The sequence below is a fragment of the Nonomuraea sp. NPDC051191 genome (assembly GCF_044455665.1).
GTDB lineage: Bacteria > Actinomycetota > Actinomycetes > Streptosporangiales > Streptosporangiaceae > Nonomuraea.
In genome coordinates, this window is record NZ_JBITEZ010000013.1 from 91558 (window position 1) to 111097 (window position 19540).

22 protein-coding genes and 2 tRNA genes are annotated in these 19540 nt (G+C 70.6%); 17 read left to right on the forward strand and 7 right to left on the reverse strand.

What is annotated here, in order from left to right; all coding sequences use genetic code 11:
* Window positions 1-202: 202 nt before the first annotated feature.
* The 3 genes from ACIA8R_RS34465 (at window position 203) to ACIA8R_RS34475 (ending at window position 5039) form a co-directional block, all read left to right on the forward strand.
* Window positions 203-1213 (forward strand): lysozyme, encoded by a 1011-nt coding sequence (locus ACIA8R_RS34465; protein ID WP_397042097.1) that lies wholly within the window; start codon window positions 203-205, stop codon window positions 1211-1213.
* A gap of 74 nt (window positions 1214-1287) precedes the next feature.
* On the forward strand, window positions 1288-1821 hold the full coding sequence (locus ACIA8R_RS34470; RefSeq protein WP_397042235.1) for a C40 family peptidase: 534 nt from the start codon (window positions 1288-1290) through the stop codon (window positions 1819-1821).
* 11 nt (window positions 1822-1832) lie between these two features.
* Complete coding sequence (locus tag ACIA8R_RS34475; RefSeq protein ID WP_397042098.1) at window positions 1833-5039, forward strand: BTAD domain-containing putative transcriptional regulator; 3207 nt, start codon at window positions 1833-1835, stop codon at window positions 5037-5039.
* Between the two features lie 86 nt (window positions 5040-5125).
* Here the strand turns inward: ACIA8R_RS34475 and ACIA8R_RS34480 are convergent, their stop codons facing one another.
* Window positions 5126-5761, reverse strand: coding sequence for a hemerythrin domain-containing protein (locus ACIA8R_RS34480; RefSeq protein WP_364102601.1), 636 nt, complete (start codon window positions 5759-5761; stop codon window positions 5126-5128).
* A 144-nt stretch (window positions 5762-5905) separates the two neighbouring features.
* Here ACIA8R_RS34480 and ACIA8R_RS34485 point away from each other — a divergent pair, with 144 nt between their 5' ends.
* Complete coding sequence (locus ACIA8R_RS34485) at window positions 5906-6136, forward strand: transposase (protein WP_357706328.1); 231 nt, start codon at window positions 5906-5908, stop codon at window positions 6134-6136.
* Window positions 6137-6176: 40 nt separating this feature from the next.
* Window positions 6177-6249, forward strand: a tRNA-Thr gene (locus ACIA8R_RS34490).
* A 184-nt stretch (window positions 6250-6433) separates the two neighbouring features.
* Here ACIA8R_RS34490 and ACIA8R_RS34495 read toward each other — a convergent pair.
* A complete protein-coding gene (locus ACIA8R_RS34495; protein ID WP_397042099.1) occupies window positions 6434-6844 on the reverse strand; it encodes a hypothetical protein in 411 nt (136 codons plus the stop codon).
* A 110-nt stretch (window positions 6845-6954) separates the two neighbouring features.
* On the opposite strand from ACIA8R_RS34495, the gene ACIA8R_RS34500 reads away from it, so the two are divergent.
* Window positions 6955-7194, forward strand: a complete 240-nt coding sequence (locus tag ACIA8R_RS34500) for a hypothetical protein (protein WP_397042100.1) — start codon at window positions 6955-6957, stop codon at window positions 7192-7194.
* Window positions 7195-7260: 66 nt separating this feature from the next.
* A complete protein-coding gene (locus tag ACIA8R_RS34505; RefSeq protein ID WP_397042101.1) occupies window positions 7261-7491 on the forward strand; it encodes a hypothetical protein in 231 nt (76 codons plus the stop codon).
* A 65-nt stretch (window positions 7492-7556) separates the two neighbouring features.
* Here the strand turns inward: ACIA8R_RS34505 and ACIA8R_RS34510 are convergent, their stop codons facing one another.
* A complete protein-coding gene (locus ACIA8R_RS34510; protein WP_397042102.1) occupies window positions 7557-8354 on the reverse strand; it encodes a phosphotransferase family protein in 798 nt (265 codons plus the stop codon).
* 46 nt (window positions 8355-8400) lie between these two features.
* On the reverse strand, window positions 8401-8754 hold the full coding sequence (locus ACIA8R_RS34515; RefSeq protein WP_397042103.1) for a hypothetical protein: 354 nt from the start codon (window positions 8752-8754) through the stop codon (window positions 8401-8403).
* Between ACIA8R_RS34515 and ACIA8R_RS34520 the strand changes: the two genes are divergently transcribed.
* On the forward strand, window positions 8753-9091 hold the full coding sequence (locus tag ACIA8R_RS34520) for a UTRA domain-containing protein (RefSeq protein WP_397042104.1): 339 nt from the start codon (window positions 8753-8755) through the stop codon (window positions 9089-9091). The genes ACIA8R_RS34515 and ACIA8R_RS34520 overlap by 2 nt on opposite strands.
* Before the next feature lie 321 nt (window positions 9092-9412).
* On the opposite strand, the gene ACIA8R_RS34525 is transcribed toward ACIA8R_RS34520, so the two are convergent.
* The gene (locus ACIA8R_RS34525; protein WP_397042105.1) at window positions 9413-9979 is read right to left on the reverse strand and encodes a hypothetical protein; all 567 of its coding nucleotides are present in this window, start codon (window positions 9977-9979) and stop codon (window positions 9413-9415) included.
* A 1999-nt stretch (window positions 9980-11978) separates the two neighbouring features.
* On the opposite strand from ACIA8R_RS34525, the gene ACIA8R_RS34530 reads away from it, so the two are divergent.
* The 8 genes from ACIA8R_RS34530 to ACIA8R_RS34565 all read left to right on the forward strand — a co-directional run bounded on the left by ACIA8R_RS34530 (window position 11979) and on the right by ACIA8R_RS34565 (window position 17556).
* Window positions 11979-12299, forward strand: a complete 321-nt coding sequence (locus ACIA8R_RS34530; protein WP_357706334.1) for a hypothetical protein — start codon at window positions 11979-11981, stop codon at window positions 12297-12299.
* 703 nt (window positions 12300-13002) lie between these two features.
* A tRNA-Met gene (locus ACIA8R_RS34535) sits at window positions 13003-13076 on the forward strand.
* 71 nt (window positions 13077-13147) lie between these two features.
* Complete coding sequence (gene rpmG, locus ACIA8R_RS34540; protein WP_019632658.1) at window positions 13148-13312, forward strand: 50S ribosomal protein L33; 165 nt, start codon at window positions 13148-13150, stop codon at window positions 13310-13312.
* 231 nt (window positions 13313-13543) lie between these two features.
* Window positions 13544-13993, forward strand: coding sequence for a MaoC family dehydratase N-terminal domain-containing protein (locus tag ACIA8R_RS34545; protein ID WP_357706335.1), 450 nt, complete (start codon window positions 13544-13546; stop codon window positions 13991-13993).
* Window position 13994: 1 nt separating this feature from the next.
* On the forward strand, window positions 13995-14423 hold the full coding sequence (locus ACIA8R_RS34550; RefSeq protein WP_357706336.1) for a MaoC family dehydratase: 429 nt from the start codon (window positions 13995-13997) through the stop codon (window positions 14421-14423).
* Window positions 14424-14522: 99 nt separating this feature from the next.
* On the forward strand, window positions 14523-15428 hold the full coding sequence (locus ACIA8R_RS34555; protein WP_397042106.1) for a hypothetical protein: 906 nt from the start codon (window positions 14523-14525) through the stop codon (window positions 15426-15428).
* 282 nt (window positions 15429-15710) lie between these two features.
* Window positions 15711-16763 (forward strand): UDP-N-acetylmuramate dehydrogenase, encoded by a 1053-nt coding sequence (locus ACIA8R_RS34560; protein ID WP_357706338.1) that lies wholly within the window; start codon window positions 15711-15713, stop codon window positions 16761-16763.
* Between the two features lie 226 nt (window positions 16764-16989).
* Window positions 16990-17556: a TMEM165/GDT1 family protein gene (locus ACIA8R_RS34565; protein ID WP_357706339.1), complete on the forward strand. Its 567-nt coding sequence runs from the start codon at window positions 16990-16992 to the stop codon at window positions 17554-17556.
* On the opposite strand, the gene ACIA8R_RS34570 is transcribed toward ACIA8R_RS34565, so the two are convergent.
* Window positions 17553-18248, reverse strand: a complete 696-nt coding sequence (locus ACIA8R_RS34570) for a hypothetical protein (RefSeq protein WP_397042107.1) — start codon at window positions 18246-18248, stop codon at window positions 17553-17555. The genes ACIA8R_RS34565 and ACIA8R_RS34570 overlap by 4 nt on opposite strands.
* A gap of 2 nt (window positions 18249-18250) precedes the next feature.
* Entirely contained in the window at window positions 18251-19180 is a 930-nt protein-coding gene (gene deoC, locus ACIA8R_RS34575; RefSeq protein WP_357706341.1) for a deoxyribose-phosphate aldolase, read from the reverse strand.
* A 208-nt stretch (window positions 19181-19388) separates the two neighbouring features.
* On the opposite strand from deoC, the gene ACIA8R_RS34580 reads away from it, so the two are divergent.
* Complete coding sequence (locus ACIA8R_RS34580) at window positions 19389-19535, forward strand: hypothetical protein (RefSeq protein ID WP_357706342.1); 147 nt, start codon at window positions 19389-19391, stop codon at window positions 19533-19535.
* Window positions 19536-19540 lie beyond the last annotated feature (5 nt).

The window sequence follows — 19540 nt, forward strand, 5'->3', positions numbered from 1 at the left end:
TCGGGGATCGGTTCAGTTTGAGCCGGGTGATATCGATTTGGCAAACGCGAATGTGACGTTCATGTACGGCTCTGACCTGCGGAAACGCCGTCCTGGGAGGTGGTCGCGGGAGGCTGATTTCCGGGCCGCGACATGGGGTTATGCGATTTTTCGCGAAGAGACGCAATATTTCAGGTCTTGCGGTGTATGTGGTGGCTCCGTCATGATCTCCGGCGTGAAAAGTCTGTGGTTAATTGCGGTAATTGCCGCAGTCGGCATGACAGGGGTCGCGGAGGCGGCCGACGGTGTTCCCGGCGTCGACGTCAGCAACTGGACGGGTGACGTGGACTGGGCGAGCGTGGCCTCCGGCGGCGGCAAGTTCGCGTTCGTGCAGGCCACCGAGGGCACGAACTACCGCAATCCACGGTTCGACGCACAGTTCGCCGGAGCCGCGACGGCCGGTCTTCTGCGCGGCGCTTATCACTTTGCGCAACCGCATGAATCCGACGGGACAGCGCAGGCCGAGTATTTCCTGCAGAACGGCGGAAACTGGTCCAGCGACGGTCAAACGCTGCCCGGCGTCCTCGATATCGAGGACAACCCGTACAAGGACAAGAACGGCAAGAACAACTGTTACGACCTGTCCGCCGAGGACATGGTCACCTGGATCAAGGACTTCACCAAGAAGTACCGGCAGCAGACCGGCCGGGACGCGATCATCTACACCACCACGAGCTGGTGGCAGACCTGCACCGGCAACTCCGCGGCGTTCAAGGCCAACCCCCTCTGGCTCGCCCGCTGGGGCGGCGACCCCGGTGAGCTGCCGAAGGGCTGGAAGAGGCACACGTTCTGGCAGTCGGCGGAGAAGGGCTCGCTGGCCGGCGGCCAGAACTCCTTCAACGGCACGGAGTCCCAGCTCAGGTCGCTGGCCAACCCGCCCGCCCGGGTGTCGGTCTCCGGCCTGGTCAAGGGCAGGAAGCTCTACCGGGTCACCGTCACGAACACCGGCCCGCACCCCGTCGAGAACATCGTGATCTCCGGGCGCGCGTACGGCGGGCAGAAGGTGGTCAAGGCCCCGGGCTGCAAGTTCAGCGGCACGGCGGTGCGCTGCGCGATCGAGAAGCTGGAACGCGGTCAGAAGGCCGCCTTCACGTTCACCACCAAGCCGAAGCCGACGGGCCAGGTCGGGGTGGTCGTCAAGGTAGGAACAGTCACGCTTAACCTCAAAAGCTGATAAATCGCGATAGGTAGGATAAATCCCGGGATCTCGGCTTAAAGGGGAAACGGGTGGCGCGGCGGCGGTTGAGCGTGTTGGTGGCCGGCCCGGTCGTGCCGCTGGTCGTGCTGCTCGTCGTCCTGCTGGCCGGTACGGCGTCCATGCCGTTGTCGACGTTCGTGCCGTCCAGGATCGTCCGCATCGCGTACGAGATCGAGCGGTACGACATCACGTACTCGTGGGGCGGCGGCCACGGCGAGCGGCCCGGCCCCACGAAGGGCACCTGCCAGGGTTACAGCGGCCGGATCAAGCCCTGCCCGGCCGCCCGGACCCGCGGCCTCGACTGCTCCGGCCTGGCCCGATGGGTGTACGCCCTGGCCAACGGCACGGACGTGCTCGGCCCCGGCAACACCGACGACCACGTGCGCAGGATGCGGCGGGTCGAGCGGGCACTGCCCGGCGACTTAGTCTTCTTCGGAAAAATCACGAAAAATAAGATCAAGACGCATCATGTGGGCATCTATCTGGGCCGTGGGAAGATGATGAACGCACCTGAGACGGGGGCTCTGGTGCGTATTGACGATATCGGGCGAAGATCGGACTTCGCGGGCTTCTACCGGTACTGAAAAAGGGTGCCATGATCCAGTTACACCTCCTTGGACCGCTCCACGCCACCCTGGACGGCCGCCGCCTCGACCTCGGATCTGCCAGACAGCGCGCCGTGCTCGCCCGCCTGGTCGCCGCCGACGGCCAGGTCGTCTCGACCGACCGGTTCATCGAAGATCTGTGGCAGGGACAGCCCCCGCCCAAGGCACTGGCCGCCCTCCAGGTCTACGTCTCGAACCTGCGCCGCGCCCTCGAACCCGACCGGCCGCCGCGCGCCCCCGCCCGCGTCATCGTCAGCGCCCCGCCCGGTTACCGGCTCTGCCTGCCCGACGAGGCCGTGGACGCCTGGCGGCTGCCCGGACTCATCGACGCGGCCGGCGCCGCCCTGAAGCGGGGCGCGGGAGCCGTCGCGCACGACCTGCTCGACCAGGCGCTCGACCTGTGGACGGGCCCCGCCTACGCCGAGTTCGCCGAGGAGTGGGCCGCGCCCGAGGCGGCCAGGCTGGCCGAGCTCAGGCTCGTCGCCGTCGAGTACCGCGCCGAGGCCGCGCTGCTGATGGGCCGCCACGCCGAGGCCGTGCCGGAGCTGCGCGTCCACGCCGACGCCCATCCGCTGCGCGAGAACGCCGTCCGCCTGCTGGCCCTGGCCCATTACCGCGCGGGCAGCCAGGCCGAGGCGCTGGCCGTGCTGCGCCAGGCCCGCGAGAGCCTGGTCGAGGAGCTCGGCGTCGATCCCGGCCCGGCCCTGCGCGCGCTCGAACAGGACATCCTCCGCCAATCCGAGTCCCTGCACGCGCCCGAGGTCGTCGAACGCGTCCAGGAACGGCACGTGGTCACGCAGGAGCCCTCGATCGTGGGCCGGACGCGCGAGCTGGCCGTGCTGCGGGAGGAGGCCGCGCGACCGGCCCGGCGCACGGTCTGGCTGGGCGGCGAGCCGGGCGCGGGCAAGAGCGCGCTGGCCGAGGCGTTCGCGGCCGAGCTGACCGGGCGCGGGTGGCGGGTCGCGTTCGGACGCTGCCCGGAGATCGACGGCGACGCGCCGCCCGCCTGGGCGTGGAGCGAGATCGTCCGGCAGCTCGCCGCCGTCCGGCCGCCGTCCGCCGCCGACGCGGCCCGCCTGGCGCCCCTCCTGAACGACGGCGTCGCCATCCAGAACCAGTTCCAGCTCGCCAGGGCCGTGGCCGGCTACCTGGCGGGCTGCGCGCCCCTGCTCGTGGTGCTCGAAGACGTCCACCGGGCCGACGGTGAGACCCTGCACCTGCTGCGGCACCTGGACCCCGCCGCGCGGATCATGGTCGTCGCCACCTACCGCCCGGCCGAGACCACCGAGGACCTGACCGCCACCCTGGCCGCGCTCGCCACCGGCAGCAGGCACGTCGAGCTCGCCGGGCTCGACGAGGACGCCGTCGCCGCGCTGCTCGAACGCCACTCCCAGCACACGGGCCTCGACCCCGCCACCGTCCGCACGGTCCTGGAGCGATCGCTCGGCAACCCGCTGTTCGTCTGCGAGATCGCCCGCCTCCTGGCCTCGGAGGGGCCGCAGGCCGCCGAGGCGCTGCCGCCCGGCGTGCGCGACCTCATCCGCCGCCGCATCACCCGCCTGCCCGCGACCGCCCAGACCGTGCTGCGCAACGCCGCCGTCGTCGGCAGGGACGCCGACGTGGACGTGCTGATCGCGCTGCACGACGGCGACGAGGACACCGTCTTCGACGGCCTGGAGGCGGGCGTCATGACGGGCCTGCTGGCCGAGCCGGGACCCGGCCGCGTCAGGTTCACACACGTCCTGGTCAGGCAGGCCCTGTACGAGGACACCGCGCGGATCCGGCGTACCAGGCTGCACGGGCGCGTGGTGTCGGTGCTGGAGCGGCTGCGGCCGAACGACGTGGCGGCCCTGGCGCACCACGCGCTGGAGGCGGCCGCGCCGAGCGCGGTGCGGTACGCCAGGGCGGCGGCCGTACAGGCGTCGGGCCTGCACGCGCACCGCGAGGCGGCGGCGCTGTGGCGCGCCGCGCTGGAGTTCGCCACCGACGACGGGACCAGGCTCGACCTGCTGTGCGGACTGGTGTCGGCGCTGGGACACGCGGGCGACGTCCTGGGCGCGCTGGCCGCCAGGGCGCGGGCCGTCGAGCTCGCCGCCGCCCGCGGCGCGCTCGCCCGCGCGCTGACCTCCTACGAAGCCCCCGTGGTCTGGACGATCCAGGTGGACTCCCGCTACAACCGGGAGTTCATGGAGGCCGTGGAACGCGAGCTGGCCGCCGGACCCGACGACGAGACCCGCTGCCGGCTGCTGGCCGCCCTCGTGTTCGAGCTGGAGGGGCACGACGACGACCGCGTGGACGCCGCCGGCGCCGAGGCCGTGGCCCTGGCCCGCCGCCTCGGCCGTCCCGACCTGCTCTGCCTGGCGCTCAACGCCCGCTACTTCGCGCTGCTCAGCCCCGAACGGCGGGACGAGCTGGAGGCCGTCGGCGCCGAACTGCTGGAGCTGGGCCGCACCCACCGCCTCGTCGGCTACCTCACGCTGGGCCACTGCGCGCTGCTCATGGCCGCGCTCGGACGCACCGACCTGGACGCGGCCAGGCGGCACGCCGACAGCGGCGTGGCGGTCTCCACCAGCGGTCAGCTCGGCATGTCGCTGGCCATCCTGACGCTGTTCGGCGCGCTGCGGAAGCTCGTCGAGGGCGAGTTCGACGAGGCGGAGGCCGTCTACACCGGGCTCACCGAGCAGATGGCCGAGCGCGGCGGCGTCAACGCGCGGGCCATGGGTGCGCTGTGCAGGTTCGCCGTCCGGATGGCCCGCGGGAACGTCCGCGACTCGCTCGACGAGCTGGCCGCCATCCGGGAACGCGTGAACAGCGACACCGTGCACGAGATCTACGCCGGGGCGCTGGCGGCCGCGGGCGAGCTCGACGCGGCCCGGCGGGTGTGGCGGCCCGAGTCGTGGTTGCCGCGCAACTACTACTGGCTGATGTGGCAGGCGCTGCGCGGCCAGACCGCCGTCGCCCTGCGGGACCGCGAGGTGGCCGGACGCTCCTACCGCGTCCTGCTGCCGTGGGCGGACGAGCTGGCCGGGATGAGCAGCGGGTCGATCACGCTCGGGCCGGTCGCGCTGGTGCTCGGTGACCTGGCCGAGCTGCTCGGGCTGCCCACCGACGGCCACTACGCCCAGGCCCTGAAGGTGGCCGAACGCGTCGGCTCACCCCACTGGGCGGAGGCGGCCCGCCGCCGGACGACCCCCTGACCGGTCTGGCGGGCTTGCCGCCGGGCGATCTCCTGACCGGTCTGGAGGGCTTGCCGCCGGGCGGCCTTCTGGCCGGCCGGGAAGGCTCATGGTGTGCCGAAGATGAGGGCCTGGCGGCGCTGGTGACCGCGCCGCATGAGCGCGAGCAGCACCACGAGCACCGGCCCGGCCAGACGCCGCAGTTCGGCCAGCTCCGCCGGCTCGGCGTACTGGGCGATCCTGGGCAGGTCGAACCGGGCGTCCCCGCCCTTCCGCACCTCGGTCTCGACCTTCTGCCAGTCGGCCTCCGAGACGTACTTGGCGACGACCGGGAAGATCAGCCGTTCCTCCTCCTCGATGTGCTCGTCCAGGAGGTCGGCCAGCGCGGCCAGGGACTTGGCCATGCGCCGGGCCGCCTGCCCGTCTGCGCCGAGCTGCGCCGCGGCCGTCGTGATCTCCTCCAGCAGCGGGTCGAGCGCCGCGTGGTCGTCGGTCAGGTCGCTCAGGTCCACCTCGGCGCCCGCCGAGCGGACGATGACCGGCCAGAGCACGTTGTCCTCCGCCTGGTGATGGTGGTGGATGCCCGCGCAGAGCTTCGCGGTGAACGTCGCGATCGCCCGCAGCCGTTCCTGACCGGCCCGCTGTTCGCCGGCGGCGATCGCGCTCATCACCTCGGCCAGACGGCGGGTGTCCCCGCGCATGGCCCGGTGCGTGATGCGGAAGCCGAGCATGTTGGGTGCCATTTCGGTGCTCCTCTTGTCGTGTGGGCACCAGCGTGGGCGACCGCTCTTAGACACTTCTTGGTGCCGACTTGTGCCGACTTGGCATGGCTGTAACACGTGTGGCCGGACGGAAATTGAGAGACCCGCGGGCTAAGGTGTGCCGCTATGGACAGGCGATGGGTCGGCCTCGACGGCGTCGAGATCGTGCCGGCGGTGCGAGCGGGCCGGCAGGTGCTGCGGGTGCTCAGGAACGGGTGGCTGGTCGCCGACTGCCGTTCGGTCGAGGAGGTGGCCGGACACGTCGACCTGGCCGATCTGTGCGAGGTCGTCGATCTTGCCGCGCGCCGCCGATCCGCCACCGCGACGGAGGTCCGTACGAGTTCGCATCATGGCTGAGTGCCGTGTATGGTTACACCTGTCCGCAGCGAGCGGACAGGCCCCTATAGCTCAGTCGGCAGAGCGTCTCCATGGTAAGGAGAAGGTCAACGGTTCGATTCCGTTTGGGGGCTCTTGTAGTGAGCAGGCGCGACGCCCGGACCAAGGTGACTTGGGGCCGGGCGTTTCTCGTTGTCCAGAGCCATTCGCAATGAGAGCCCATTAATCCGCACGCGAAGTCGGGAATTCGCCTCCCCGCGAACCCCCATCGGGGCGCTCGGCTCCCGCTCTCCGTCACGAACGGAGCCGGCAACACCCTCATCTCGGATACATCGGCGGATAAGGCGGCTGGTAGACGTTCTGGACCGGATACGTCCTGGTGACATTCCAGCCGATGAACGTGAGCGGGATCGCGGCGAGCAACCAGATCCCCATGCTGCACCCTGCCAGCCACCAGTGCACGAACAGCCACAGGCAGAGGTGCACGATGAACGCGGTCGGGTTGAACCCGCGCTCGCGCACCGTGACCCACTGCACCGGCCCGACCTGGGGTGCCTGCCACGCCTGCTGGTACGGCTGCGCGTAGGGCTGCACCTGGTAGGGCTGGCTGTACGGCTGAGGCAGGTAGTGGTGCGGCCCCTGCTGCCCGTACACCTGCGGGTCCTGCGGCCCTGACGGCCCATAGGGCTGCCCGTACGGGTCCTGGGGCGGCTGGGGCGGATAGGTCATGAGGCGACTCCTGAGACATCGGCCCCTATGAGACGTCGCCGCTCTCCGTTTGGTTGCCCCTGACCTTGTCCGCATCCGGACACTCGTTCTGGCTGCCGGGGACGGATGCCATGGCGGCGGGCGTGAACGCGGCTGTGATCGCTGCGGCTGGCGTGCGGGTGGCGTTCACCGCCAAGAGCACGGATGGCGGCGTCATGGCGGCCATCCTGGGCTTCGCCCAGGCGGCAATGTCCGCGGCGGTCCCCTTCGCAGGGGAAGCCTCGCCTGAGCAAACCGCGGTCTTGATGTCGCAGGCGGGCGCCGCCGTGGCGGTGCTCGTGCGGCAGATCAGCGTGCCTAAGACGGCGTGAACCATCGCTGTACGGCGCCGGGGTCGCCGATGGGCGACCCGCCCCTTCCGGCCTACCATTCGGCGAATGCGACTGATTACTTTTCTGTTCGTGGCCGCAGGAACTTCGCTTATCGCCTGGGGCCTGTATGTAGCTCTCTTCCAAGTGCAGGGCTACATCGTCTCCGAAGGCGGCCCGTTCCAGGTGGCGATGGCGTTACATGCGTTGGCGAAGCCCTTGTTTCTGGTGTTGGCCGGGGCGGGGACGATGCTGGGAGGGGTTGCCATGGCAATGCTGGCTGGTAAGCGTCAGGCGTGATCCCGTCTCCGCCACGGGAGACCGTGGCACCCACGTAAGCGGTACAGCGGCGGGTTGTTGTACGACTACAGCTCGGTGCGGTACTCGACCCAGGCACGGCAAGCCTCCGCTGTCCACCGGCGCTTCGCTGTCAGGTGCTGTGGGCCGACCTCGGCCATCCGGCTGGCGAAGAGGCTGCGAACTGCGGCCAGAGCAGTGACCTGCTCACCAGGGGCGTCCGCCCACGCAGGTACCAACGCGGCCACCTGCTCGGCCTCGGCGGCCGTGTGCCCTGCGTCGACGAGCCGCGGCACCAGCAGTGCAACGTCCAGCCAGGCAGATCCACGGCACGCCATCGACCAGTCGACAATCTGGACCCTGCCGTGGTGGGCGAGGAGGTTGTCCCGATGGAGATCGCCGTGGACGAGGATGTCGCCGTCGAAGGCTGCCACGTCCAGGGCCTTGACGAGCGGCTCCAGGTCGTTGGTTGGCGATTCGGCGAGGTGCTCTTGGGCGACCCGGAGGAGGCCGCCGATCTTCCTGGTGGCTGGGGGCGCCGGCCACGTGCAGGGCCTGGCGATGGACGCGACGGCTTCCATGACGCCGGCGAGGTCGGCGGAGCCAGGGGACAGGTCTGCCGGGGTGCCGTCGACGTGATCGAACAGCAGGAGGTGCCAGCCCTCGACATCGTCAGTCCACAGCAGGCGCGGAGCCGGCACGCTCGACTGCAGGGCATGGGCGGCGGCGCGCTCCTTGAGCAGATGTCCAGCGATGGGGGCGGCGGCGGGGGCCGCCTTCACGAAGAAGACGGCACCCTCAGTGCTGCTGATGCTGGCCGCAAGCCCGGAGGTCAGCCCGATCTCCGCTGACCGCGTGACGGCCACGGGACCGGTCTGTGCCTCCACGGCTGCGCGGGCCTGCTCCGGCAGATCAGCCCACCTTCTTCGGCGAGTCATAACACCCCTCGTGACACTGGTGGCACTTGTCGCCGCTGCATTCAGCGGCCGTCGGCCACAGCGCCGGGTTGACCCGGTAACCCGCGGCCTTGATCGCCTTGACGGTGGCGGCGAGGCCGGCCCCGCCACCGGTCTGGCCGGGGACGTCGTCCGGCTGGTGGTGGGTGAACCTGCCCGCGACCCGGGCGCTGAACCGAGCGTACTCCTCCGTGTACATCAGGAAGGTGTGCCAGCCGATGTCGACCAGCTCGGACGAACCGAGGCCGGCGCCGGGGTTGGCGGCGCAGGCGGCGAGGAACGCGAGCGCCTCCGCATCCGCGCGACGCATGAAGGCCGACGACGTCCCCATTCAGATCGCCATCAGCTACATCCCGCGGGACATCGCCGATGGGACGCCGATCGCCGAAGTCGACCCGGGAGTCGGCGGAATCAGCAGCCGCCTGGCCGAACTGGGGCATGCGCAGGTCGAGCTTGAGGAGGACGTCCGGGTTCGGCCGCCTACGCCCGATGAGGCGCGCTTTTTGCGGATGATCCCTGATCAGTGGGTGTACGAGATCTTCCATATCGGGTGGACGGCCAACGGTCGGGCCGTCAAGGTCACCACCTATGTGATGCCGACATATCAGTGGAATCTGCGCTACCGCTACCCTGCGGACCCTTCGTGACTGGTGGTCCTGGCTCTCTGTGGCCGGGATTCCGGTGAGCGGGACTCATCGCTAGGTCGACGTGCTGCACGATCTGGCCGATGGTGCCGTAGTGGCTGAGGGGGGCGGCTGTTGGCGGTCTAGGTGGCCTTGAGGCGTTGTCTCGCCCCGAGGAGACCGCGGGGGCCGTGCCGGCGTGTCACGCCACAACTCTGCGCAAAACGGACAAAAGCATAGAAGGTGGACTGGTGGGCAGTAGGCCGGTGAGGGTTGGTTGCCCATCCACGAAAGCTCCGGACGTGGGGAAGCGTCCGGAGCTTTCGCGTGTCCGGGGTTCCGTCGCTAGGCGGTCTCGTCCAGGGGCGGGTAGGCGAAGTGGCGGGTGTCGGCGAACGTCTGGGGGCCGGTGAGCCGGTAGCCGTGGGCCGCCTCGCTGGTGGTGTGGTACGGCCCCACGTCCACGGTGTCCGCGATCGACCAGACGCCCTTCACCTGCTGCCTGACGACGTAGAGGAACTCGTTGAAGTCGAGGGAGGAGGAGACGAAGGTGTTGACCACGGTGAGCGAACGACGGCCCGCGGTCAGCGCCAGCGGCAGGTCGACGGCCTGGTCCCGCCAGCGGTAGGTGTTCTCGACGGGCAACGGGTGCCACATGCCGGCGGGGGCGCCGTTCACGGTGATGGCGGCCTGCTGCATGGAGATGCCGGCGTCCAGGCGGCGGATCAGGCGTACGCCGGTGTTGGCGGGGTCCACGGTCACCGTGAACCGGCTCGAACCTCCGGGGCCGAACGCGCGCCCGTCGTCCGAGACCGGCCGGCCCAGGGTGAGTGGCTCCACGTGCCGCGGCGCCATCCACAATCCGACCGCCACCCCGACCCCGACGGCCCCGGCCAGCACCACCGCCGCCACCCCGATCACCCTCCACCGCCCCGACCCCCGCGCCCCACCCGCCGAAGCCCCCACCCCGCCTGGAGCGGTCGCCACCCCATCCGCCGAGGTCGCCACCCCGCCTGCCGGAGCCGCCATTCCGGCCGGCGGAGTCGCGACCCCGCCTGGCGAGGCCGCCACCCCACCCGCCGCCGGACCGCCCGGCCCCCCGCCGACCGGGGAAGCGTCGGCGGGGAGAGCATCGGGCAGAGAAGCGTTGGCAGGGAGAACAAGAGGCAGAGGAGCGGCGGCGTGGGCCCTGCCGACGGCGGGAACACCCTCCGCGGACGCCTTCGGCGTGTGCTCGCCGGCAGACGGCTCGCCACCAGGAGCTCCCTCACCAGGAGGCCTGGCGGCGGAATGCCCGCCGACGGGCAGAGCGCCTATCGGGGATGCGGCGCAAGGAAGGCCACCGACCGCCGAACCACCAGAAAGCCCGCCGAAAGCCAAACTGCAGGGACGCCTGTCGCCCCCCAACCCGCCGCCGGAAACAACCGGGAGTGCACCGCCGGGGAGGCCGCCCACCGTAAGCCCCCCGCTCGACAGGCTCTCGACTGGGAGACCGCCGGTCGGGGGGGTAGCTGATGGTTGACCGCCGCTGACGGGCGCGCCGACAGAAGGGGCACCGGCCGGAGGCAGCCCACTCCACGCCATCTGAGCATCTGTCGAGCGGCCTGTCCCGTCATGAGGCTCGGTGAAGCCTCCGGCGGGGTGGGCGGAGAGCCCCTCGGTAGGCAGGGCAGCGCCTCCAAGCGGCGCGTCAGCGGCTCCGCCAGGCGGGGTTGCAACTCCTTCGGACGGAATGGCGGCTCCGAAAGGTGGGGCAACGGCCCCAGGCGGTGTAGCACTTCCGACATGCTGGGAGCCGGCTTGGGCGAAGCCTCCAGGAGGCTCAGTATCCGGCAGAGACGTCCCTCCAGAAGGCGCGACGACCTCGCCGAGCCTGCCGGTGAGCGCAGGGCCCTGACCAGGCTCTCCAAGGGGCGTGGCGCCTTGGCCCGGTTCCCCGAGAGCTGCGGTGCTACCACTGGGCCCACCGAAAGACGTGGCGCCTTGGACGGGCCCTCCGGGAGGCGCGCCAGGCTCGGTGAAGTTCCCGACGAGCACGGCACCCGGTTGGCCCGGCCCCATGAGAGCCGCGGTATCCGGTTGGCCCGGCCCCGTGTGAGGCGTGGCACCAGGTTGGCCCAGTCCCGTGTGAGCTGGGGTGCCTGGCTGGCCCAGTCCCGCGGGGGTTGTGGTGCCTGGCTGGCCCAGTTCCGTGAGGGCTGTGGTGCCCGGGTGGCCCATCCCCTCAAGGGGCGGCATGTGCGGCGGGTACGTGTCCACCAGGGGGCCGGGGGTCGGCTGGGTGGGGGCGGTGAGAGAGGCGGCGGGGGCCGGGAGAGTGGGGTTTTCGGGGGAGAAGGTTGTTGCGGCGAGTTGGAAGCCGTTGGGGGGCATGCGGGCGATCCGTACGCGTTCCCAGGCCCGTTCCCACTCCGGGACCCGATGATCGGGCACCCCGCAAGCCCGCAGGAACGTCACCATCACCGCCTTCTTCGGAAATCGTCGCCCGGCCAGCATGTCCGCGCAGGTCGCCCGGGGAAGCCGGGGCCCGCCCGCCCTGTCCGCCCGCGCCTGGAGCTCCCGCAGCGACACGTCGGCTCGCGCGAACTGCTCGGCCAGGAGCCTCACGAGGCCCTCATGACAGTTCACCGACTCCACGCCGGGTTCCGCGCCTTCCTGGTCCTCGCCCATCGCCCCTCTCCCCGACCGGCCGTGTCCTGTCCGACAGTGTACGAACGATGACCGTACGTGTCCGGGGGGATTTCAGTGGCGTCCGAGTCAGGCTCGCATGTGGACGACTCCGGACGAGCCTGTCCGCCCTGCTGTTGGACACCGGCGCCCGATGGCTTTCCTGGCATTCGAGCGCAGAACAGCGCCGAAACCCCGAGCAGTACGAGCAGTACGAGCAGTACGAGCAGAAGAGGAAGACGACATGAACAGGAAACTGGCCCTCGTCGCCGGTATTGCCGCCGCCCTTTCCGGCCTTGTCATCCCGTCCGCCCCCGCCTCGGCCGGCAGCCTCCAGTGCAACAGCGGCCGGGCCCCGGAGGACGGCTACGTCGGCCGGGCCGACTGCCACAACCCCACCGGACAGACCTGGGTGTACCGCGCCGTGATCACCTGCGGCTGGAGCCCGGACGTCGTCGGCCCGTGGGTCACTCTCGGCCCCGGCGGCTCGGGCAGGTCCGAGGGCAAATGCGCAAGCTGGGGCAGCGGCGTCGGCGCTGTCGGCGTCGACGAACGCCAGGCCTGACCCCGACGAACCAGCACCCTTCGCCAGGCCCGCCCGGCCCGGTCTGACGCGGCCGCCATGAAGCGCGACGGGCGGGGGACCGGTTTCGTCGTGCAAGAGCCGGGACGCGGTCGAGGTGGGCGGCACCTCGCCGGACATCCGCGCGAAGCGCCCCCCTTGCGTGGCGCGCGGGTGTCCACCGCGTTCCCCTTGCGCCGCGCACGGGTGCGCACCGCGTTCCTTCGCGGGTCACCGCGTTCCTTTGCGCGGCGCGCGGGTGTCCGCGTTCTCCTTATGTGGTGGACGGGTGTCTGCCACGCTCCCTTTGTCTGCCCCAGAGCTACCCGCTCTGTCCATCTCGTCACTGCGCTGGCGCCGACTGCGCGTCACCCCCTCTGGTGGTGCGCAGACGTCCGCGACGGACCCCCTCTGCCGCTGCGCCGGCGTCCGCCGCGGACACCCCTCCGTCGACTGCGCGAATGCCCGAAGCCGGGCGGCCTTTCCCTCGTTGCGTGCCTGGTCCAGGCGTTCGCGTGGGCAAAGGACGGCTGCTACTGTGGCGAGAGCCTCCGCAGGTGATTCCCCAGGCGAGACCTAGGTGGCATGATCGGATTTCGATTGTCGGAGGTACCTGGGGCATACTGGTGGCACCCGCCCGATCAGGTGAGTTACTAATGTGCTCCCAGCTTCGGGTATCCTCTACGGGCCGGGAGTTTCCGGCCAAGGCGGAGTAGCTCAGTCAGGCAGAGCAAACGGCTCATAATCGTTGTGTCGCCGGTTCAAGTCCGGCCTCCGCTACTACCCAATCCCAGGTCAGTCGGCCTGGGTACGGGTGTGTCCATGTCCCGAACGTAGAAAGGCACTCCCAAGTGGCTGCCACCGACGTTAGGCCGAAGATCACGCTGGCCTGCCAGGAGTGCAAGCACCGCAACTACATCACGCGGAAGAACCGGCGCAACGACCCGGATCGGCTTGAGCTGAAGAAGTACTGCCCGAACTGCCGCTGCCACCGCGCGCACCGCGAGACCCGCTAGCGGTACTTCTGCCTCCACATCGCACAACCGGCGTCCCGTCTGGGGCGCCGGTTTGTCGTGTTCTCACTGCCTTGAGCGTCCTTCCTGGGCGCTTTCGCCCTGGTATGGGCGCCCATCCTGGGCACTGACCCAGGCCCCGGCAAAAAGCACGCCATGAGCGGCGACAGCCGAACCTTGTTCTGTTACCGTCTGCCTCAGCAGCGCTCGTTGAAGACATACGAGGGAGCACTGATGGCCTTGAACCGTGACTTCGTGGGCAGGACCTACCCATCCGCCGCCCCGTACGAGGTCAGCCGGGGGAAGATCAAGGAGTTCGCGGCCGCGATCGGCGACCACAACCCGGTCTATCGCGACAGGGAGGCCGCCAGGGCCGCCGGATACCCCGACGTGATCGCGCCGCCCACGTTCCCCATCGTGTTCAGCCTGCAGGCGGGCGGCGAGGCGCTGGTCGATCCCGAGCTGGGTCTGAACCTGGCGATGGTGGTCCACGGCGAGCAGCGGTTCGAGTACGTCAGGCCCATCTGTGCGGGCGACGAGCTGGTCACCACCGCGACGATCACCGACATCCGGAGCGCGGGACGCAACGAGCTGCTGACGATCAGGAGCGACGTGACGACGGCCGCCGGAGAGCCGGTCTGCACCACCTACAACACGATCGTCGAGCGCGGAGGGGCGGGCTGAGATGGCGGCCACGGTGAGGTACGACGAGGTCGAGGTCGGGCAGGAGCTCCCCGTCGTGGACTACAACGTCCGGCGGCTGAACCTGGTCATGTACGCCGGCGCCTCCGGCGACTTCAACCAGATCCACTGGAACGAGCGCTTCGCCAGGACGGTCGGGCTGCCCGACGTGATCGCGCACGGCATGTTCACGATGGCGCAGGCGGGCCGGTACGTCACGGACTGGGCGGGCGATCCGGGCGCCGTGGTGGACTTCGGCGTGCGGTTCTCGTCGATGGTGATCGTGCCGGACGACGACCACGGGGCGACGATCTCGGTCGGCGGGGTCGTGGAGGAGAAGCTTGAGGACAAGCGGGTGGTCGTCGGGCTGACGGCCAAGGCGGGCGACGCGGAGGTCCTGTCGAAGGCGCGCGCGGTGATACAGCTCTCCTGATGCCGTGATATGTCGGGCAGGTCGCGGGTAGCCCGTGTTGTTATGAGTGAAGTTGCGCGACAGGTCTGGCCCACCGTCCGTTCCATCCCCGTGTCGTCCGTGACCGACACCAAGCCGCCCGCTCACCTGCGTCCCGCGTCCCCTGAGCAGGTGGGGGGCAGCAGCGGCAGCGGACGGGACACCACCGGCGGCTCCGCCACCGGGGTCGGCACCGGACGGGCCCGGCCCAGAGGCGTGGGCGCGCACGGGAACCCCGCCGCCGCGCTGGGCTTCTCGGGCGACCCCGGCCAGCACGGCGACCCCGACGACACGATGCTGCACGCCCAGCGCGTCTGGGACGCCACCCTCGCCACGAACCGCATGGACGACCTGGGCGTCAACACCGAGCGCCAGCGCGTCGAGACCAGGGACGTGACGGTCTCCGTCGGGCTGCTCGTGGACGGTCGGCCTGAGGACGTGCTGGCGTGCGTCCAGTCGGTGATCGACCACACGCACACCCGGATCCTGGCCCTCGACCTGGGGAACGTCGACGGCGCGGGAGACGTCCTGGACGAGCTGGCCGCGCGATACCCGGAGCGGATCGCGGTGTGGCACGTCGCCGAGACCTCGCGGGCGGACGGGGGCACGGCGGGGTGGGGTGAGGGGCGTACCAAGCTGTTGCGGCTGGACGAGTCCGAGGTGCACGTGCTGATGGAGACCTCGCTCGCGCTGACCGGCGACGCGGTGACGCCGCTGGTGGCGGCCATCGTGGAAGGGGCGGTGGCGGCGGGGTGGCGGGCGGCCGAGGCCGAGGAACCCGGCAGGGTCCGGGCGTTGCGCTGCGACCTGATGGCGGTGCGCAGGGCGGCGGCGCTGGGCGCGTTCCCCGAGGACGCGGAGCGCGGCGAGGACGCCGACCTGGAGTTCTCCCACGCGCTTGAGGGCAGCCTCGTGGTGCCCGAAGGTCCGCTCCCGGTCCTCCGGCTCGACTCCGAGCACCACGGCGAGCAGGCCCTCCACGGCTGAGCCCACCCCAAGCCCCCCAACCTGCGAAAGCCCCCCGAACGGGCGGACGCACCCACGGGAAGGGGGGCCTTCCGGATGGGGGTGCGGCTCGGGTGGGGTGCTGCCCGGCTGGGAATGCCACCCGGAGGGAGTGCTGCCCGGAGGGGGTGCTGCCCGGCTGGGAATGCCACCCGGACGGGGTGCTGCCCGGGTGGGAGTGCTGCCCGGACAGGATGCTGTTCGGGTGGAGGGGGCGGTGGAGGGGGTGCTGGGTGGGCTGGGGGGCTCATAAGCTTGGGGCTCATGGAGATGCTCGCGCCGCACACCACCCTGGGCCTGGGCGGCCCCGCCCGCGACTTCGCCGAGGCAGTCACGGCGGAGCAGCTCGTGTCCCTCGTCGCCGAGGCCGACATGAACGGGGTGCCGACCCTGGTGCTCGGCGGCGGCAGCAACGTGGTGATCGGTGACGACGGCTTCGACGGGCTGGTCGTCAAGGTGGCCACCGAGGGCGTGACGGTCTCCAGGGACGGCGAGCAGGTGCTGCTCACGGTCGAGGCGGGCCAGGACTGGGATGTGCTGGTCGAGCGGGCCGTGGCCGAGGGATGGTCCGGCATCGAGTGCATGTCCGGCATTCCGGGCCTGGTGGGCTCGACCCCGATCCAGAACGTCGGCGCGTACGGCCAGGAGGTGGCGCAGACCATCAGGTGCGTACGGGCCTACGACCGGCTCACCCGGCAGGTGGTCGACCTGGAGGCGCGCCAGTGCGGGTTCTCCTACCGCGACAGCGCCTTCAAGCGGGACCTGTCGCGGCACGTGGTGCTCGCGGTGACGTACGCGCTGGACGTGTCGGACCTGTCCGGGCCGGTGGCCTACCAGGAGCTGGCCGGGCGGCTCGGGGTGGAGCTCGGCGGCCGCGTGCCCCTCGGCCTGGCCCGTGAGGGCGTCCTGGGGCTGCGGCGGGGCAAGGGCATGGTCTTCGACCCGGCGTCCGACCCCGACAGCCGCAGCGCGGGCTCGTTCTTCACCAACCCGATCCTGACCGCCGAGCACGCCGACGAGCTGGCCGGACGCGCGCCCGGCCACCCGCGCTGGGACATGCCCGACGGCCGCGTCAAGGTGCCGGCCGCCTGGCTGATCGAGCAGGCGGGCTTCCCCAAGGGCTACGAGCGCGGCCCGGTGCGCATCTCCACCAAGCACACGCTGGCCCTCACCAACCCGGTGGGCGCCGCCACCACGGCCGACCTGCTGGCGCTGGCCGCGGAGGTGCGCGACGGGGTGCGGGAGAAGTTCGGCGTCACGCTCGTCAACGAGCCGGTGCTGGTCGGCTGCACGCTGGCGGACGACCTGGGGGAATGACGGCTCTGCGTGGGCTGTTATGGTGTGTTGGTAATTCCGAAGGGGAGTAGTCCCAATCGTGTGATCGACATACTGGCGCGTGATCGCGCCCGGTCACACGGGCCTGAACGGGCGGACGAGACCTTCGGCCTGGCAGTCATGACACAAAGACGCTGCCGGGCCGAAAGTCGTGCCCGAAGATCCCCCGGGTGCCTGCTTCCGGTCTGGTCGCGCGGAAGAGGACCGGTTGGACGCGTTCTGGATCAGTCTCGCGGTCATTTTCGTGGCCGAGCTCGGTGACAAGAGCCAGCTCATGGCGATGACGTTCGCCACCCGTTTCAAGCCTTGGCCCGTGCTCGCGGGCATCACCATCGCCACCACGGTCGTGCACCTGCTGAGCGTGGGTGTGGGCGAGCTGGTCGGGAAGGCGCTGCCGACGACGGCCATCTCGATCGTGGCCGGCATCGCCTTCCTCGGGTTCGCCCTGTGGACGTTGCGGGGCGACGAGCTGACCAAGGAGGAGGAGGACAAGGCCCGCCGTACGACCAGGAACGTCCTGGTCGCGGTGACCGTGGCGTTCTTCCTGAGCGAGCTGGGCGACAAGACGATGCTCGCCACGATCACCCTGGCCACGCAGCACGGCTGGTTCGGCACGTGGATCGGCTCGACTGTCGGCATGGTCGCCGCCGACGCCCTGGCCATCCTCGTGGGCCGCCTGCTCGGCAAGCACCTCCCCGAGAAGGTCATCCGGTACGGCGCCGCCGCCGCGTTCGCGGTCTTCGGCATCGTGCTGCTCGTCGACGCGATCCTCTAGGAGCGCGGCGGCAGCGCCTGGTGGACGTCGGCGAGCAGGCCGAGCACGGGCTCCCTGCTCTCCCGGGCGAAGGCGGCCTCCACCGCGCGCGCCGCGGGCCCGCCGGCGAGCCAGGCGAGGACCTGGGCGTGGGCGGGGGCGTCGCGGTCCCAGAAGGCGTTGGTCAGCCGCTGCCCGGACAGGCCGCCGGTGACGAAGTCGTGCAGGTGGGCGATCGCCGCGTCGCTCTCCAGCCCGGCCCAGGCGTCGAGGAAGGGCGCGAGGTCCACGCCGGTGGCGGCGACGGCGCACAGCACGGTGTCGGCCAGCGGGCGGGACGGATGGCGGTGCAGCGTGTCGTGCCACCACTCGTGCAGGAACGCGGTGACGGCCGTGCGTTCGGCGGCCGGCCAGTCGTGCCAGCCCGCGACGGCGAGCTTGCCGAGGACGATCTCCGGGTCGGGGTAGGAGAAGGCGTCGGCCGCCGCGCATTCGAGCAGGCGCGGGAGGAAGTAGCGGAACTCGGGGACGTCACCCCACGTGGTGAGCGCCTTGGCCGCGTAACGGGCCAGCGAGCCGGCCTCGATCGCCGAGACCGGCCCGGACAGCAGGCAGGCCTCCTCGCCCGGCTCCACGCAATGGGGACAGCCGGACACGCTCGCGGGCCGGCCGACGGCTCCGAACACCTCGTAGAGCCGCCCGAGGGCCTTCACCCTCAGTCGAGGGTGAAGTAGTCGGGGCCCGCGTAGCGGCCCGTGGCGAGCTTCTCGCGCTGCATGAGCAGGTCGTTGAGCAGCGAGGACGCGCCCAGCCTGAACCAGTCGGGGGAGAGCCAGTCGTCGCCCGCCGTCTCGTTGACCAGCACCAGGTTCTTGATGGCGTCCTTGGTCGTGCGGATGCCGCCGGCCGGCTTGACGCCCACCTGGCGGCCGGTCGCGTCGCGGAAGTCGCGCACCGCCTCCAGCATGATCAGCGTCACCGGCAGCGTGGCCGCCGGGGACACCTTGCCGGTCGAGGTCTTGATGAAGTCGGCGCCCGCGATCATGGCCAGCCAGGACGCCCGGCGCACGTTGTCGTACGTCGCCAGCTCGCCCGTCTCCAGGATCACCTTCAGGTGCGCGGGACCGCAGGCGGCCTTGATCGCGACGATCTCGTCGTAGACCTTCATGTAGTCGCCGGACAGGAACGCGCCGCGGTCGATCACCATGTCGATCTCGTCGGCGCCCGCGCCCACGGCCAGCGCCGTGTCGCTCACCTTGACCTCCAGCGAGGAGCGCCCGCTGGGGAACGCGGTGGCGACCGAGGCCACCTTGACCCCCGACCCGGCCACCGCCTGGACGGCCACCGGCACCATGTCGGGATAGACGCACACCGCCGCCACCCTGGGGGCGCCGCCGCCCGGGTGCACGGCCTTGGTGCACATGGCCCGGACCTTGCCCGCCGTGTCGGCGCCTTCGAGCGTCGTCAGGTCGACCATGGAGATGGCCAGGTCGATGGCCTGGGCCTTGGCCGTGGTCTTGATGGAACGGGTGCCGAGCATGGCCGCCCGCTGGTCGGCGCCCACCCGGTCGACTCCGGGAAGGCCGTGCAGGAAGGCGCGCAGCGTCGCGTGGGACGAGGCGACGTCCGCGAGCGAGGTAGTCACAGTTGACACCTTCACAGCATCGCCGACCAGGGCCACTACCTCCAAACCGGACGGACGGAACGCCGCCTAAGGCGGGACGGGCCCCGATCTAGGTATGTCCCGCCCTGGGTGCGCCCGCAGATAGGGCATCCACCCGATGTGCCGGGCCGGGCCTTAGGCCGAACATTGAAGATGTCAGGGAAAAGCAGCACATGTTCAGGAGAACAAGATGAACCCCGAACTCGAGTACGAGCTCATGAAGTCCTACGCCAGCGAGCTCCGGCAGGCCGCCGCCGAGCACCGCCGAGTACGCGAGGCCATGAAGGGAAACAAGACCGAGCGGCGCTCGGTCTTCGGCAAGCGCCGTTCGTCATGACCGCC

Bases quoted from the DNA above. Each gene is read 5' to 3' on its own strand.
- ACIA8R_RS34465 (WP_397042097.1), top strand. From the start codon at position 203: ATGATCTCCGGCGTGAAAAGTCTGTGGTTAATTGCGGTAATTGCCGCA.
- ACIA8R_RS34475 (WP_397042098.1), top strand. From the start codon at position 1,833: ATGATCCAGTTACACCTCCTTGGACCGCTCCACGCCACCCTGGACGGC.
- ACIA8R_RS34480 (WP_364102601.1), bottom strand. From the start codon at position 5,761: ATGGCACCCAACATGCTCGGCTTCCGCATCACGCACCGGGCCATGCGC.
- ACIA8R_RS34485 (WP_357706328.1), top strand. From the start codon at position 5,906: ATGGACAGGCGATGGGTCGGCCTCGACGGCGTCGAGATCGTGCCGGCG.
- ACIA8R_RS34495 (WP_397042099.1), bottom strand. From the start codon at position 6,844: ATGACCTATCCGCCCCAGCCGCCCCAGGACCCGTACGGGCAGCCCTAT.
- ACIA8R_RS34500 (WP_397042100.1), top strand. From the start codon at position 6,955: ATGGCGGCGGGCGTGAACGCGGCTGTGATCGCTGCGGCTGGCGTGCGG.
- ACIA8R_RS34505 (WP_397042101.1), top strand. From the start codon at position 7,261: ATGCGACTGATTACTTTTCTGTTCGTGGCCGCAGGAACTTCGCTTATC.
- ACIA8R_RS34520 (WP_397042104.1), top strand. From the start codon at position 8,753: ATGAAGGCCGACGACGTCCCCATTCAGATCGCCATCAGCTACATCCCG.
- ACIA8R_RS34515 (WP_397042103.1), bottom strand. From the start codon at position 8,754: ATGCGTCGCGCGGATGCGGAGGCGCTCGCGTTCCTCGCCGCCTGCGCC.
- ACIA8R_RS34530 (WP_357706334.1), top strand. From the start codon at position 11,979: ATGAACAGGAAACTGGCCCTCGTCGCCGGTATTGCCGCCGCCCTTTCC.
- ACIA8R_RS34545 (WP_357706335.1), top strand. From the start codon at position 13,544: ATGGCCTTGAACCGTGACTTCGTGGGCAGGACCTACCCATCCGCCGCC.
- ACIA8R_RS34550 (WP_357706336.1), top strand. From the start codon at position 13,995: ATGGCGGCCACGGTGAGGTACGACGAGGTCGAGGTCGGGCAGGAGCTC.
- ACIA8R_RS34560 (WP_357706338.1), top strand. From the start codon at position 15,711: ATGGAGATGCTCGCGCCGCACACCACCCTGGGCCTGGGCGGCCCCGCC.
- ACIA8R_RS34580 (WP_357706342.1), top strand. From the start codon at position 19,389: ATGAACCCCGAACTCGAGTACGAGCTCATGAAGTCCTACGCCAGCGAG.